The sequence below is a fragment of the Synechococcus sp. WH 8101 genome (assembly GCF_004209775.1).
In the GTDB taxonomy this organism is placed as follows: Bacteria; Cyanobacteriota; Cyanobacteriia; order PCC-6307; family Cyanobiaceae; genus Synechococcus_C.
In genome coordinates this window covers 1,796,088-1,810,250 of record NZ_CP035914.1, presented here as the reverse complement: position 1 = coordinate 1,810,250, position 14,163 = coordinate 1,796,088, and the positions used below count along the sequence as shown (strand labels likewise).

Sequence of the window (14,163 nt, the reverse complement as noted above, 5' to 3'; positions counted from 1 at the left end):
TTCAGCCAGAGAGCCGGGAGGCTGGAGAGCGTGGAGCGACCGATCGAGAAGGTGCAGGGGCAGGACCACACCGGGAGGCATCAATGGCAGCAGCGCGAGCGCCCGACTCGTCTGGAGCGACGCGTTGAATTCGAAACCTACGGCGCCACCCGTGATTTTCTCGATCGACTCGGTGTGTTCAGCGAGCAACAGCAGCGTTTCCCCGATATCAGCTTTGGTCGTACCTATGTGAATCTGACGCTCCGGCCGGCTGATGAGTCTGCGGGCGCCCAGCTGCAGGAGCAGGATCATGCCTTCGCGGCAGGGGTCGATGGACTCCTCGATTGATCTTTCAGCGAGCCTCGCCGAATCTGGCGTGGCGGAGGTGCTGGAGCAGCTCGACCGTGAACTGATCGGGTTGAAGCCGGTGAAGACGCGGATTCGCGAAATCGCCGCTCTGCTCTTGGTGGATCGCGCGCGCCGTTCCTTCGATCTTCCCAGCTCAGCACCGTCGCTGCATATGTCGTTCACCGGTCATCCGGGAACGGGCAAAACCACCGTGGCCAATCGAATCTCCGAAATTCTTCATCGGCTTGGTTATCTGCGTAAAGGCCATGTGGTCACGGTGACGCGAGACGATCTTGTTGGTCAGTATGTGGGGCATACCGCCCCGAAAACCCGCGAGATGATCAAGCGGGCTCAGGGGGGTGTGTTGTTCATTGATGAGGCGTACTACCTCTATAAGCCTGGCAACGAAAGGGATTATGGGGCTGAGGCGATTGAAATCCTGCTGCAGGATATGGAGCGGCAGCGCAATGATTTTGTGGTGATTTTTGCGGGCTATAAAGACCGGATGCAGCAGTTTTATCAATCCAATCCAGGGCTTTCATCGCGTGTCGCCCACCATATTGATTTTCCGGATTACAGCGATGCTGAACTCATGGCGATCGCCTTGCTCCTGTTGGAACAGCAAAGCTACCGCTTTGCCGACGATGCCCAGGAGGTGTTCGCGGATTACATCCGTCGTCGTCGTCAGTTGCCGTTCTTTGCCAATGCCCGCTCAATTCGCAATGCCCTGGATCGCCTGCGTCTGCGCCAGGCCAACCGGTTGTTTTCCCGCATGGATCAACCGCTCAGTCGCGATGACCTGATCACGATCGAGGCCGCCGATATCCTGGCGAGCCGCGTGTTTCAAGGGGAGGTGGAAGGTGTGGATCCCGCTCGCCCGCTGACGTCTTGAGGTTGTGAATGGGCGGCTGCGCCGTCTCAGACCTTGGGTTGCTGCAGATCGCGACGGATGAGGGCGAGCAGATAGGAGGGAGCTTTGTAACGGGTGGGAAGGCAGCGGTTGAGGGTTTCCAGGTGTCCCCAGCAGACGGTTTTCTGGATGTCCTGGGTGCTGCGACCTTCCTTCAGCAAGCGGCGCAGGGCCTTGCAATACAGGGGATAGCCCGCCTCCAGTTCACCGATGGTCAGCTTGGTCTGTGCCATGGGGTCACGCAGCGCAACTCCAACCTATGCAACCGGCTGCCCCTCGGTCGATCGTTGGCGGCTGGCCCGCGTCAGCTGTTCGGACCCAGTCCGGCCAGGTGGAGCACCAGTTGGCTGTTGTGCTCCTGGGCCAGTTGTTCGATCTCTTGGATCGGCCCCTGCAGCCAGCGCGCGACCTGAAGCATGGCGCTCAGGTCAAGGGCGTGATTCACCCTGTTTTCCAGGCCGCTAAGACGACTGAGCGTGCCCTGCTCCACTCCGAGGGATTGGAGCCAGTCGCGCAGTGGCGCACTGAGCTGGTGGTGGCAGGCCTCAAGCCAGAGATTCCAGTCGTCGTCATGGTGAACCGGAATCTGCAGGCTGATCTGGAGGCTTTCGCTGGGATCCAGCAGGGTGGTGGTGACCCGTTGCGGCGTGCTGCCGGAGTAGAGCAGCTGCCAGCCGTGGCTGATCAGGGTGCGGGCGGCTTGATCACGACAATCCAGGCAGGCCAGGGAATCGGTAGATGCTGCAACTGGAGTGATCTCGGAGATCGATGGCATCACCGTGGTTCAGGAGCTGAGCTCTGATTAAGAGCCAGCGGGTGGAGGCCGCGGTGAGCTGGATGACACCGTTGCCGAATCCGCACCGGCGGTGTTCAGCCCAGGTAGGCGACGCAATCGATCTCCACCCGGGCGCCCTTCGGCAGGGCCGCCACCTGCACGCAGGCCCGCGCTGGGCTCACCCCCGCACCGAACATCTCCGCATAGATGGCATTGACGGCCTGAAAATCATTCAGATCGGCCAGGAACACGGTGGTGCGCACCACCTGGGCGGCACTGGCGCCTGCTGCGGAGAGCACCGCCTCCAGATTGCGCAGCACTTGGCGGGTCTCCGCCTCCACATCTCCGGCGCCGACCATGGCGCCGCTTTGGGGATCCAGGGGGATCTGGCCGGAGCAATAGAGCCATTCGCCGGCGCGCACCGCCTGGTTGTAGGGCCCCACCGGGGTCGGGGCCGCAGGAGTGTTGATCGCCTCGGGGCTGGCGGATGCCGGCATGGTCGGGTCGCAGAATGAGCGGGCATCATCGCCCCTGAGGACTATGGAGGGTCGCGGATCAGAGGCCGCGCCGGTTGCGGTGTCGGGCCTTTGGCACCGCTACCCAGGGCGCGACAGCGACTGGACGCTCAAGGGCATCGACCTAAGCCTGGCGGCGGGTGAGCTGGTGGGGTTGCTCGGCCCCTCCGGATGCGGCAAGACCACCCTCCTGCGCCTGATCGCCGGCTTTGAGGAGCCCTCGCGGGGGGAGGTGTGCCTGCAGGGGCAGATCGCCGCCGATGCTCAGCGCTGTCTGCCCCCGGAACGGCGTGGGGTGGGCATGGTCTTTCAGGACTACGCCCTCTTCCCCCACCTCACCGCGTGGGAGAACACGGTGTTCGGCCTGCGCAGGGGCCAGGACACCAGCCGGGCGTCCTGGCTGCTGGAGCTGCTTGGGCTTGAGCGGCTCACCGCCCGCTATCCCCACGAACTCTCCGGTGGCCAGCGCCAGCGGCTGGCCCTGGCCAGGGCCCTGGCGCCCGCTCCCGCTGTGGTGCTGCTCGATGAACCTTTCTCCAATCTCGATGTGGAGGTGCGCCTGCGTCTGCGCAGTGAATTGCCCGCCGTGCTCAGCCGTTGCGGCACTTCGGGCGTCCTCGTGACCCACGATCCCGGGGAAGCCCTGGCGATCTGCGATCGGGTTGCGGTGATGCAGAACGGCATCATTCATCAATGTGCGTCGCCCCGCACCCTCGTGGAGCAACCGGCGACGCCATTCGTGGGCCGTTTTGTGCTTCAGGGCAATCTGCTGCCGGTGCACGCCGACGCTGGCGGCCATCTGGTCTGCCCCCTGGGCCGCTTCCCGATGCCCGCTGGGATCCATGCCGACGATCTGGCCGAGGCCTCGGTTCTGATTGATCCTGCTGCCATTCGCCTGGTCCCGGATGCGTCGGCTGAGGCCTGCGTGATGGGTCGGGAATTTCTCGGACGCGAATGGCTGTATCGGGTTGAGGTGGGATCGCGTCAGCTGCGGCTGCGCCTGCCTTTGCAGAGCGATTACCGGCGCGGCACCCGCTGCCGCCTGGAGCTGTCTCCGGGGGAGGCGGTGGTGCTCTATCCCCAGCGTCTGCCGCCGGTGGCCTTGGCCACCATTTGAGATCGCTTCAGCCCCTCCAGTGATCCTTGTGCTGGCGCAGCGTCCCCAGCTCCTCCGCATCGGCGGCCCGCAGCATCAGATTGGTCGCCCGTTCGATCGCGATCGTGCTGGGCAGGCTGCAGCCGCCCTCTCGGCGCAGGGCCTGCACCGCCTTCAACCGCTGTTGAATCGCCTCGTTCGTCGGTTGCAGCGCTGCGGCCCAGCGCAGGTTGGCTTCGGTGTATTCGTGGGCGCAATGCACGGTGGTGTCGGCCGGTAGACGACTGAAGCGCTGCAGAGCGCGGTGCATGTCGGTTGCGGTGCCCTCGAACAGGCGACCGCAACCACCGCTGAATAGGGTGTCGCCGCAGAAGAGGGCCGCTGGGCGTCCATCGCTGGGGGTGAGCACAAAGGCGATGTGGGCACGGGTGTGGGCGGGAACCTCCATCACCTCAAGCTCCCCGTCGAGCAGGGGAATCCGCTCGCCTTCCCGCACCGACAGGGTCTGGAACGGGATCCGGTCTCGATCGTTGGCTGCGGCCAGGACCGCTGCCTCTGGCCAGCGTTGCAGCAGTGCCGGCGTGCCGCCGATGTGATCGGCGTGGTGGTGGGTCTGGAGCACCGCGTCCAACCGGAGCGAGCGGGCTTCGAGCCAGTCGATCACCTCCGCGGCCACGGCGGGGTCGACCACCACCGCTCGATCTCCGGCGACCCAGATCCAGACGATGTTGTCCTGGAGCACCGGCAGGGCGTGCAGGCCATCGCGCACCTCAGCAGCAGGGGGCATCGTTAAAGTCCAGGTCGACGCATCACTCCATGATCACCGTCGCCCTGGCCAAGGGAGCGCTCTTGAAGGATTCCGTGGCTCGATTCGCTGCGGCAGGGCTGGATTTCAGTGCCGTCCTCGATCCCGACAATCGCCAGTTGATGGTGCCGTCCGTCTGTGGCAAGGCCCGGGCTCTGCTGGTGCGTAATGGCGACGTGCCGGTGTATGTGGCCTATGGCCAGGCTCAGTTGGGGGTGGTCGGTTACGACGTGCTCCGTGAGCACCAGATGCCCGTTGCCCAGCTGGTGGATCTGGGCTTTGGCGGCTGTCGCATGTCGGTGGCGGTGAAGGACGGCAGCGGCTACCTCAGCGCCGCCGATCTGCCCCCCCATTGCCGCGTTGCCAGCAAATTCACCCACTGCGCCCGCACCTATTTCGATGCCCTCGACCTGCCGGTCGAACTGGTGCATCTCACCGGGTCTGTGGAGCTCGGGCCGATCACCGGCATCGCTGAAGCGATCGTCGACCTGGTGGCCACCGGCAGAACCCTGCGGGATAACGGCTTGGTCGCGATCGAAGACCTGTTCTATTCCACCGCCCGGCTGGTGGGCCACCCCCTGTCGCTGCGGCTCGATCGCGGTGAGCTGGGCGCCATCGTGGAGGCGATGCGGTCATCCGCCGGCCATCCGGCGGTAGCAGCCTGATGGCCGGTTCTGATCTGCAGCGCGTCAAGCGGCTTGGTCGCTATCTCGGCCGCGATCGACGCCGGCTCACGCTCACGCTCCTGTTGCTCGTGCCGGTGGCCCTGGCCGGTGCGATCCAGCCCCTGCTGGTGGGCCAGGCGATTGCCGTGCTGCGGCGCACGGGCGGTGCCACCAACGAATCAGTGCTTCCCCTCTTGCAGTCGCTCGACACGCCTCTGGCGGTCCGCCTGCTGGTGATCACGCTGCTGGTGTCAGTGTTGTTGCGCCTGGCTCTGCAGGGATTCCAGTCGTTCAATATTCAGGCGGTCGGGCAGCGCCTCACGGCCCGAATCCGCAACGATCTCTTCTCGCATGCGATGCAGCTGTCGCTGCGCTTTCACGACAGAATGCCGGTCGGCAAGTTGCTCACCAGGCTCACCAGCGATGTCGATGCCCTTGCGGAGGTGTTCGGCAGCGGTGCTGTGGGCGTGCTCGGCGACCTGGTGACCCTGTTGGTGATTGCGATCACCATGCTGTTGGTGGAATGGCGACTCGGGCTCTTGCTGCTGGTGTCACAGGTTCCGGTGACCCTCACCATTCTCTGGTTGCAGCGGCGCTACCGGAAGGCCAATTACCGGGTGCGCGAGGAGTTGTCGCAGCTGAATGCTGACTTTCAGGAAAACCTGCAGGGCCTGGATGTGGTGCAGATGTTCCGGCGAGAGGCGGCAAACAGCGCCCGTTTTGCCCATACCGGACAGGCCTACCGCCGTGCTGTGAACGGCACGATCTTCTTCGACAGCAGCATCTCCGCCTTCATCGAGTGGGTGGCCCTCGGGGCTGTGGCCGTGGTTCTGGCGCTTGGCGGCTGGATGGTGACTGCCGGGGCGATCGGTCTGGGCACCCTCACCACATTCATCCTCTACTCGCAGCGCTTGTTTGATCCCCTGCGTCAGTTGGCTGAACGCTTCACCCAGATCCAGGGGGGCCTGACGGCCGTGGAACGCATCGGCGAACTGCTCGAGGAGCCCCTCGACATCGTTGACCACACCTTGGGCGAGGTTGATCACCCCCTGGGCGAGACCACGGCGTCGCGTCGCGCCAGCACCACGCCAGCCCACCTCGTGGCCCTGCCGGCCCGTCGCGGCGAGGTGGTGTTTGACAACGTAAGTTTTGCCTATCGCCCCGATGAGCCGATCCTGCGGGATCTCAGTTTCCGGATTGCCGCCGGCGAGCATGTGGCCCTGGTGGGGCCGACTGGATCGGGCAAAAGCACGGTGATCCGCCTGCTCTGCCGTTTATATGAACCCCAGCAAGGCAGGATCCTTCTCGACGGCCAGGACATTCGTGATCTGCCCGTGCCGGAGTTGCGCCGGCAGCTGGGGGTGGTGTTGCAGGACACCTTCCTCTTCAGCGGCAATGTCGCCGATAACCTGCGCCTGGATGTGCCGATCGATGATCAGCGCCTTCAGCAGATTTGCCGGGATCTCGGCCTCGACCCCCTGTTGGCCCGGTTGCCAGAAGGGTTGAACTCCCCGTTGCGAGAACGGGGCGGAAATCTGTCCTCCGGTGAGCGTCAGCTTCTCGCGGTGGCCCGGGTGGCGATCCGCAATCCCACGGTGCTGGTGATGGATGAAGCCACCGCCTTCATGGATCCCTCCACCGAGGCCACCCTGCAGCGTGATCTCGATCGCCTGCTCGAACGCCGCACGGCTGTGGTGATTGCCCACCGCCTGGCGACCGTGGAAGCGGCGGATCGGATCTTCGTGTTGCGCCGTGGTCGTTTGATCGAGCAGGGCACCCACCGGGAGTTGCGAGCGCTCGGTGGTCTTTACGCCGAGCTGGCCGAGCTGCAGGAGCGCGGGCTGGCCAAGCTCTGAAGCCAGCCCGCGCTCCTGCAGCTCGGCCAGCTCGGTGGCGTGGGACTGCATCGGCAGATGGCCGCAACCCTCCAGATGGATCAGTGCATGCCGCGGGCTGTAGCTGGCGAGATGGCGCACGTAGCCCGGCTCCATGACGCGGTCGTCACTGCCGCTGATCCAGAGATTGGCCACCGGCAGGTTGGCCACCAGGTTGGGAATCTGGCGGATCGCTCCTCGGCAGGTGCTGTTCATCAACAGGCCGAGGGCAGCGCGTTCCTCCGCCTGAAACGGACCGAGTGCCAGGGGGAGTCGGGGACGCAGCCGCACCACCAGGCGGCCGCCGCGGCGCAGGCGCTGGAACGGCCGCGGCTGGTAGATGCCGCCACCGGCAGCAATCAGCACCAGGGCATGGAGACGCCCCGGCGTGTGGTGCTCTAGCACCTGGGCCGCATGCAGAGCCACACTCGCCCCAAGGGAATGGCCCATCAAGACGATCGGTCGAGGACCAGCCTCGGCGACGGCCTGATCCGCCAGCCAGCGGCCGTAGGCCGGCAGGGTGGGCAGCAGGGCCGAGGGGCGATGCCGTTCCCCGAAGCCCGGTAGATCCGGACACCACAGGGGCATGGTCGGTGTGCTTCCAGCCGTGTGCGATGTGTCTGCCCAGACCGGTTCAAACGGTGCCCAGACCTTGCGGCTGAGCATCCAGCCGTGGATGCCGACCAGCAGTGGAACCGGGGAAGGCTGGACAGGCATCGGCCGCAGCGGGGATTCCATGCTGACCGGAGAACGGGGTGATGCGTCAGGATCGGAACCGATTCGCAAGGCTTGGGTGATCAGCGCACCACCGCTCACGTCGCAGTCGATGGTGCAGGCCTACGGCGAGAAAGCCCGTCTTTGCGCGTCTCCCAATCCCCAGGTGAGCTTGGTGTTCAGCCGCTCCAGACCCCTGGATCTCGTGGAACTGGAGCGGCTGCTCGAGGCGGTGGGCTGGAGCCGGCGGCCCGTGCGCCGGGTCCGACGCGCCCTGGAGAACAGCCTGATCACCGTTGGCCTCTGGCGTCATGACCCCCGGGTGCCCCGGCTGATCGGGTTTGCCCGTTGCACTGGGGATGGGGTGCTGGAGGCCACGATCTGGGACGTGGCCATCCATCCGCTCTATCAGGGAGCCGGCCTGGGCCGGCAGTTGATGGACTACTTGCTCGATGCCCTGCGTGGGATGGGAACCGAACGGGTCACCCTGTTCGCCGACCCCGGTGTACTGCCGTTCTATGAGCGTCTCGGTTGGGAACTGGAGCCGAATGGGCATCGCTGCGGTTTCTGGTACGCCAGCTGAGCTGCGTTTCAGTTCTCGTAGAGAACGGCCAGGCGTTCGGGTGCCTCTCCCCGGCGCCAGCGGCGTCGCAGCCGTGCGTTTTTCCAGCTGCGCTGCCACACGCCGCAGCGGTCCCAGCGTCGTCCATCGGTGCTGATCGGGCAGGGCAGGCTCTGCAGGTGAGCCCGGCGGCCGATGCGCAACACCAGATCCAGGTCTTCCATCAGGGGGATCGGCGCAAAGCCCCCGCAGGCGTCGTAGAGACGCCGGTGCATCAGTAGGCCCTGGTCGCCGTAGGGGGTCTGGCCCAGCTGGCTCCGCAGCTGCACGGCCCGTTCCAACAGGCGTCGCGCGGGGGTGCTGGGGGTAATCCGGAGGCGGAAGAACCAGGCGGTGCCCAGCATGGCATCGGCGTGGTGGGCAGCCCGGCTGATCGCCTGGCTCACGCACTCCGCCCAGTCGGGCGGCAGGCGGCTGTCGGCGTGGAGAAACAGTAGCCAGGAGTGCTGGGCCCGATCCGCCCCGGTGGCCAATTGTCTGCCGCGGCAGGGAGGCGTGCTGGTCAGCACCCGGGCCCCCGCCAGGGCGGCATTGGCGACACTGCGATCAGTGCTTCCCCCATCCACCAGCAACAGCTCGGATGCGGCTGGCCAGCGTTGCAGATCCGCCAGCAGCAAGGGAAGCCGCTCCGCCTCATTCAGGCAGGGGATCACCACGCTCAGGGGTGGTGGTGGTGGCAGGGTGCGGTTGTCAGCCATGGACGCCGGAGGCCAGCCACGGGCTCAGGTCATCAATCCGATCCAGGTCGTTGCGGGTCTGGAGCAGCCAGGGATCCAGTCCCTGGGCCCTGGCCCGTTGCCGGGTGATCGCCAGCACCCGCTCGCTGCCCCAGGGCATGGCGCTGAAGGGCCAGCTCACCACCGGGTTCAGCAGGTTCGCCTGGAGGCCCAACAGCCAGTAGCCCCCATCGGCGGCCGGACCCAGCACCAGGGGATGGTGCTGCAGTGCGTCCAGGGCTGCCATCAGGTCGCGGCCCTCCAGGCCCGGAAGGTCACTGCCGATCAGCAAGATGGCGCTGCCGCGATGGCGCCGCTGGGTCTGCAGTAGTTGACGGCGCATGCGCTCCCCCAGCCCGCCGGCTCCCTGGAGCGTTGGGGTGCCGGCGCTTCGCCCCAGCCAGCGACGGGCCGCTTTGCTGCCACAGCCGGAGAGGGCGACGCGCAGGTGCACATGCCCCGCCTGGGCGAGGGTACGGGCCACGGCCAGGCTGTGGTGGCTGAGACGCCGCTGGATCGCCGCCGCCCTCTGGGCTCCCACGCCTTGCGATAGCCGTCGCTTGCAGCGCCCCTCGGCCGGCCAGCGCCCCATGATCACCACCACGGGCCGGTGGGCGGCGCTGCAGTCGTTGCCGTTCATCCCTCCCGCGGCAGTTCCGCAGGACGCACCGTCAGCGTTTGGGTGTTGCCATCCCGCTCAACGCTGAGGGGCATCGGCTTGCCAACCCGGCCCCGATCCACGGCGAGCTGCACCTGGGAGGGGTCTTTCACCGCTTCACCGTTGACGCTGCGGATGAGATCGCAGGGTCGGATTCCGGCCCGGGACGCGGGGCTGTCCTCCACCACTTCAATCACCAGCACCCCATTCACTTCCGGGACGCGACAGGATTTGCTGGTGGCATTGATCTCACGGGCCAACTGGGGGGTGAGGCTCTGCAGGCGCACGCCGATGAAGGGGTGGGAGGCCTGGCCTGTGCTGATGATCTGCTGGGCGATCCGCTTGGCCAGGTTGATCGGAATCGCGAAGCTGAGGCCGGCACCGGGGGCCTGGCGGATGGCGGTATTGATCCCGATCACCTGTCCGGACGCATTGATCAGCGGCCCGCCGCTGTTGCCTGGATTCACGGCCGCATCGGTCTGGATGTAGGGCACCCGTTGGCCTGCCCCCACCGCGTTGGTGCGTTCCACGGCGCTGATGATGCCGGCGGTGACCGTGTTGTTGAGCCCCAGCGGGTTGCCGATGGCGATCGCCCATTCCCCGGGTTTGAGGTCATCGGAATTTCCCAGGGGGGCCACCGGCAGCTTTTCGGCCACCACTTTCACCACGGCCACATCGGTGAGTGGATCTCCCCCCAGCACTTTGCCGTTGTAGCTGCGGCCATCGGGGAGGGTCACCGACACCTGGTCGGCCCCTTCCACCACATGGGCGTTCGTGAAGATCAGGCCATCGGATCGGGTGATGAAGCCTGATCCCTGCCCCGCCTGCTGCTGAATCGAGGGCCCCGCTCCGAATAGGTTCCCCAGCGGGTTGCTGATCCGTTTCACAGTGTCGATCCGCACCACGGCGGGGCCGACCCGCTCCACGGCTGAAACGATCACGTTCTTGCCCGGTTGCAGCGGTGCCGACCGCGGCCCATCGCTGACGACGGGGGCGGGGCTGGTGTCGGGCTTGGAATCGAGGCCGAGGCGCTGACGCCAGGAGGGATCACAACCCGTCAACCCCAGAGCCATGACGCTGAGTCCCAACCAGCGAAGAAGGCGCTGCCGGGAGGGGTGCGCGGCGGGGGCCATGGCGTTGCTGCGATCGGAGACGAGGGTCTCATTAAAGACGGACCGACCGGCTGGGGGTGCGTAGATTCGGCTCTCCAGGGAACTTGAGGGTGTGGTGCTGACCGGCAGCGAGCTGTGGAACAAGGTGCAGCACGCCCTCCAGTCGAGCCTCAGCAAGCCCACGTTTGAAACCTGGATCCGGCCGGCCCGCTGCAGCGCCTTCGCCGATGGCGAACTCACGCTTCAGGCCCCCAACAGCTTCGCGAGCAACTGGCTGCGCAAGAACTACGTGGCCACCATCGCCGAGGTGGCCAGTGACCTGCATGGTGCTCCGGTCACGGTGACCGTGCTGGCCCGGGAGGAGGAGGCGTCGGCCGATCCGGCCAAGGCCGCTCCGCCCCAGGCCGCTGAGTTGGCTCAGGCCGCGACGGCCAACTCCTCAGCCACCTCCAACGCCACAGCCACCGCCGCAGCACCGCGTCGGTTGCCCGGCTTGAACATGCGCTACGTGTTCAACCGATTTGTGGTGGGCCCCAACAGCCGCATGGCCCATGCCGCCGCCCTCGCCGTGGCGGAATCACCCGGGCGGGAGTTCAACCCACTGTTTATTTGCGGTGGCGTCGGTCTGGGCAAGACCCATCTGATGCAAGCGATCGGGCACTACCGCTTGGAGATCGATCCAGACGCCCGCGTGTCGTATGTGTCGACCGAAACCTTTACCAACGATCTGATTCAGGCGATCCGTAAGGACGGGATGCAGGCCTTCCGCGACCGCTACCGCGCCACGGATCTGATTCTTGTGGATGATATTCAGTTCATTGAAGGGAAGGAATACACCCAGGAGGAGTTCTTTCACACCTTCAATGCCTTGCATGAGGCCGGCCGGCAGATCGTGATTGCCAGTGATCGACCGCCCAGCCAGATTCCCCGTTTGCAGGAGCGCCTGATTTCCCGATTTTCGATGGGATTGATCGCCGACATTCAGGCGCCCGATCTGGAGACGCGGATGGCGATTCTGCAGAAAAAAGCGGAACAGGAACGGGTCACCCTGCCTCGGGATCTCATCCAGTACATCTCCGGGCGTTTCACATCGAACATCCGCGAACTCGAGGGTGCCCTCACCCGGGCGGTGGCCTTCGCGTCGATCACCGGTCTGCCGATGACGGTGGAGTCGGTGGCGCCGATGCTCGATCCCAGCGGTCAGGGGGTGGAGGTGACGCCCCAGCAGGTGATTGAGAAGGTATCGGAGGTGTTTGATGTGTCTGCCGATGACATGCTCAGCAGCAGCCGACGTCGTGCCGTGAGCCAGGCGCGGCAGGTGGGGATGTTCCTCATGCGTCAGGGAACCGGGCTCAGCCTGCCCCGGATCGGTGAGACCTTCGGGGGCAAAGACCACACCACCGTCATGTATGCGATCGAGCAGGTGGAGAAGAAACTTGCCAGTGACCCCCAGCTCGCCAGCCAGGTGCAACGGGTTCGGGATCTGCTGCAGATCGATTCACGCCGCAAGCGTTAAGCCTCCCCTTTCCAGCCGGCCAGGTGGGAGGCTGCCGGTGAGCGGGCCAGCCGCCGAGCCGTCGGCAGTGCCGGTTCCAGGCAGCCGGAGTGGAAGGGCGGCAGGGGGCGCCGGCGCAGCCAGGCGCCCCAGCGGAACTCGTGATAGGGAATCAGGGGCTGGGGGCGCAGGACTCCTTCTTTTTTCAGCTTCCACACCAGGCTGCGATAGGGATCGTCCTGAAGGTCGAGCAGGCTGGTGGGAAGTTGCTCTGGTGGCCAGGGGCCCTGGCCCCGGCCGTCGTGCAGGTAGAGCCAGCCCCGGCTTTGCAGTTCACGCAGGGTCTCGGCTCGGCTGCTGGATGCGACTTCAGCAACCAGATAGCCGAAGGTGGTGACCGAGGCATCCAGTTCAAGCAGGGCGCGCAGCCTGTGATGGCGATCGATCATCCATAGATCTCCCGTTTGGTTGCGCACCAGGGGAACGGGTTTGCTGCGGAGGTAGCGCCGCTGTTGCTCTGGTGTGTCGCGGGCAAAGTCGTGTTGCCGGCTCCGGATTTCGGCCAGCCCGATGCAGAGTTGGGTGGGTTGGAGCGCAGCGACCGCCACCTCGAAGAGTTCAACGCCCTCGGAGTCGGGAATGGGCTCGTAGTGAGACAGGTGCAGGATCTGCATGGCGCGGTGGCTCACCCACTATGGAGTCTCAAATTCCCGGCTCAAGGATGCTCATTTGCACCACTCCCACGCTTTGAGGGATCGGGTTCGGTCCCCAGGGCGTGGCTGAAACGGCAAAGGTATAGATGTCGGCCGGTGGGTTGGTGCCGATGCGAAAGGCCACGGTGACGGTGGAGCCAGCGGGCACAGGGTCCGGAAAACGGATGGCGATAGAGCGGGCCTCATCGCTGAAGCTGGCGGTCACCGGCACGGCGGCGCCTTCCCGGCGGGGGGTTCCCAGAAATGCGGTGGGTTGGATCGCTCCGTAATAGAAGGCGGGTTGCACGCCGCGAATCTGTTCCAGGCCGATGCCGCCCAGGCCGGCTTCGGCTCCGGCGGGCAGCTCAAGCACGAAGAAGAGTTCTGCGCCTCCCTCGAAGGCATACCAGCGGTAATTGATCAGTTTCGCTTTGGTGGGCACGGCCACAAAGCTGGTCTGACCGTTGATCTCGATCGCCTGAAGAGCCGCTGGCGGCACCCATAACCCGGTCATGGCGACGCTGATGGCGGTGCCGATGGCCGCCTTGAACCTGCGCTGAATCGTCCCCATGCTGGAAGGGTTGGCAACGCTGTGATTCTGAATCGCGTTTCTCGCTTCGGGCTCTCTAGCTTTTGGCCTGGAACGCTCGTCCCTTCCCTCTTTCCCCATGTTCGACGCCTTCACCAAGGTTGTTGCCCAGGCTGACGCCCGTGGCGAATTCATCAACGCCGGCCAGATCGATGCTCTGGCTGCCATGGTTGCTGACAGCAACAAGCGTATGGATGCCGTGAACCGCATCACCTCCAACGCTTCGTCCATCGTCACCAACGCCGCTCGCGAACTGTTCGCTCAGCAGCCCGCCCTGATCGCCCCCGGTGGTAACGCTTACACCCACCGCCGCATGGCTGCCTGCCTGCGCGACATGGAGATCATCCTCCGCTACGTCACCTACGCCGCCTTCACCGGCGACGCTTCCGTGCTGGAAGACCGTTGCCTCAATGGCCTGCGTGAGACCTACCTGGCCCTGGGCGTTCCTGGCGCTTCCGTGGCTGAAGGCGTTCGCAAGATGAAGGACGCGGCCATCGCTATCGCCAACGACAAGAACGGCATCACCGCTGGTGACTGCTCCGCTCTGATGTCTGAAATCGGCACCTACTTCGACCGCGCTGCCGCTGCTGTCGCCTGA

17 protein-coding genes and 1 pseudogene are annotated in these 14,163 nt (G+C 65.4%); 8 read left to right on the top strand and 10 right to left on the bottom strand.

What is annotated here, in order from left to right:
- Window positions 1-30 precede the first annotated feature (30 nt).
- Together SynWH8101_RS09605 and cbbX are read left to right on the top strand one after the other, a co-directional pair.
- Entirely contained in the window at window positions 31-327 is a 297-nt protein-coding gene (locus SynWH8101_RS09605; protein WP_130129581.1) for a 4a-hydroxytetrahydrobiopterin dehydratase, read from the top strand.
- Window positions 311-1,219 (top strand): CbbX protein, encoded by a 909-nt coding sequence (cbbX, locus tag SynWH8101_RS09600; RefSeq protein ID WP_130129580.1) that lies wholly within the window; start codon window positions 311-313, stop codon window positions 1,217-1,219. Before SynWH8101_RS09605 ends, cbbX begins: the two co-directional genes overlap by 17 nt.
- A gap of 26 nt (window positions 1,220-1,245) precedes the next feature.
- Here cbbX and SynWH8101_RS09595 read toward each other — a convergent pair whose 3' ends face one another.
- From SynWH8101_RS09595 to SynWH8101_RS09585, 3 genes are all read right to left on the bottom strand, one after another.
- Window positions 1,246-1,470, bottom strand: coding sequence for a DUF3136 domain-containing protein (locus SynWH8101_RS09595; RefSeq protein ID WP_130129579.1), 225 nt, complete (start codon window positions 1,468-1,470; stop codon window positions 1,246-1,248).
- Between the two features lie 71 nt (window positions 1,471-1,541).
- Window positions 1,542-2,012 carry a hypothetical protein gene (locus tag SynWH8101_RS09590; RefSeq protein WP_130129578.1) on the bottom strand — a complete coding sequence of 157 codons (471 nt, stop codon included), beginning with the start codon at window positions 2,010-2,012 and terminating at the stop codon, window positions 1,542-1,544.
- A gap of 95 nt (window positions 2,013-2,107) precedes the next feature.
- On the bottom strand, window positions 2,108-2,509 hold the full coding sequence (locus SynWH8101_RS09585; RefSeq protein ID WP_130129577.1) for a Rid family detoxifying hydrolase: 402 nt from the start codon (window positions 2,507-2,509) through the stop codon (window positions 2,108-2,110).
- A gap of 43 nt (window positions 2,510-2,552) precedes the next feature.
- Between SynWH8101_RS09585 and SynWH8101_RS09580 the strand changes: the two genes are divergently transcribed.
- Window positions 2,553-3,644 (top strand): ABC transporter ATP-binding protein, encoded by a 1,092-nt coding sequence (locus SynWH8101_RS09580; protein ID WP_130129576.1) that lies wholly within the window; start codon window positions 2,553-2,555, stop codon window positions 3,642-3,644.
- Window positions 3,645-3,651: 7 nt separating this feature from the next.
- On the opposite strand, the gene gloB is transcribed toward SynWH8101_RS09580, so the two are convergent.
- Window positions 3,652-4,410: a hydroxyacylglutathione hydrolase gene (gloB, locus tag SynWH8101_RS09575; protein ID WP_130129575.1), complete on the bottom strand. Its 759-nt coding sequence runs from the start codon at window positions 4,408-4,410 to the stop codon at window positions 3,652-3,654.
- Between the two features lie 29 nt (window positions 4,411-4,439).
- Between gloB and hisG the strand changes: the two genes are divergently transcribed.
- Together hisG and SynWH8101_RS09565 are read left to right on the top strand one after the other, a co-directional pair.
- Entirely contained in the window at window positions 4,440-5,093 is a 654-nt protein-coding gene (hisG, locus tag SynWH8101_RS09570) for an ATP phosphoribosyltransferase (RefSeq protein ID WP_130129574.1), read from the top strand.
- Window positions 5,093-6,949, top strand: a complete 1,857-nt coding sequence (locus tag SynWH8101_RS09565; protein ID WP_130129573.1) for an ABC transporter ATP-binding protein — start codon at window positions 5,093-5,095, stop codon at window positions 6,947-6,949. Before hisG ends, SynWH8101_RS09565 begins: the two co-directional genes overlap by 1 nt.
- Window positions 6,950-7,030: 81 nt before the next feature.
- On the opposite strand, the pseudogene SynWH8101_RS09560 reads toward SynWH8101_RS09565, so the two are convergent.
- Window positions 7,031-7,633 (bottom strand): annotated as a pseudogene (locus tag SynWH8101_RS09560) (alpha/beta fold hydrolase); the annotation flags it as partial.
- Between the two features lie 160 nt (window positions 7,634-7,793).
- Here SynWH8101_RS09560 and SynWH8101_RS09555 point away from each other — a divergent pair.
- Window positions 7,794-8,264, top strand: a complete 471-nt coding sequence (locus SynWH8101_RS09555) for a GNAT family N-acetyltransferase (protein ID WP_130130462.1) — start codon at window positions 7,794-7,796, stop codon at window positions 8,262-8,264.
- Between the two features lie 8 nt (window positions 8,265-8,272).
- On the opposite strand, the gene SynWH8101_RS09550 is transcribed toward SynWH8101_RS09555, so the two are convergent.
- From SynWH8101_RS09550 to SynWH8101_RS09540, 3 genes are read right to left on the bottom strand one after another with little or no spacing between them, the layout of a single operon-like run.
- Window positions 8,273-9,001 carry a TIGR04283 family arsenosugar biosynthesis glycosyltransferase gene (locus SynWH8101_RS09550; RefSeq protein ID WP_130129572.1) on the bottom strand — a complete coding sequence of 243 codons (729 nt, stop codon included), beginning with the start codon at window positions 8,999-9,001 and terminating at the stop codon, window positions 8,273-8,275.
- The gene (locus SynWH8101_RS09545; protein WP_130129571.1) at window positions 8,994-9,659 is read right to left on the bottom strand and encodes a TIGR04282 family arsenosugar biosynthesis glycosyltransferase; all 666 of its coding nucleotides are present in this window, start codon (window positions 9,657-9,659) and stop codon (window positions 8,994-8,996) included. The genes SynWH8101_RS09550 and SynWH8101_RS09545 overlap by 8 nt, the downstream gene beginning before the upstream one ends.
- Entirely contained in the window at window positions 9,656-10,810 is a 1,155-nt protein-coding gene (locus SynWH8101_RS09540) for a trypsin-like peptidase domain-containing protein (RefSeq protein ID WP_130129570.1), read from the bottom strand. Before SynWH8101_RS09540 ends, SynWH8101_RS09545 begins: the two co-directional genes overlap by 4 nt.
- A gap of 91 nt (window positions 10,811-10,901) precedes the next feature.
- Between SynWH8101_RS09540 and dnaA the strand changes: the two genes are divergently transcribed.
- Window positions 10,902-12,305 carry a chromosomal replication initiator protein DnaA gene (gene dnaA / locus SynWH8101_RS09535; protein ID WP_130129569.1) on the top strand — a complete coding sequence of 468 codons (1,404 nt, stop codon included), beginning with the start codon at window positions 10,902-10,904 and terminating at the stop codon, window positions 12,303-12,305.
- On the opposite strand, the gene SynWH8101_RS09530 is transcribed toward dnaA, so the two are convergent.
- Together SynWH8101_RS09530 and SynWH8101_RS09525 are read right to left on the bottom strand one after the other, a co-directional pair.
- A complete protein-coding gene (locus tag SynWH8101_RS09530) occupies window positions 12,302-12,958 on the bottom strand; it encodes a ParB-like protein (protein ID WP_130129568.1) in 657 nt (218 codons plus the stop codon). The two genes, dnaA and SynWH8101_RS09530, sit on opposite strands and share 4 nt — an antisense overlap.
- Before the next feature lie 28 nt (window positions 12,959-12,986).
- Entirely contained in the window at window positions 12,987-13,547 is a 561-nt protein-coding gene (locus SynWH8101_RS09525; protein ID WP_130129567.1) for a DUF2808 domain-containing protein, read from the bottom strand.
- A 97-nt stretch (window positions 13,548-13,644) separates the two neighbouring features.
- Here SynWH8101_RS09525 and SynWH8101_RS09520 point away from each other — a divergent pair, with 97 nt between their 5' ends.
- Window positions 13,645-14,163: a phycocyanin subunit beta gene (locus SynWH8101_RS09520; protein ID WP_007100570.1), complete on the top strand. Its 519-nt coding sequence runs from the start codon at window positions 13,645-13,647 to the stop codon at window positions 14,161-14,163.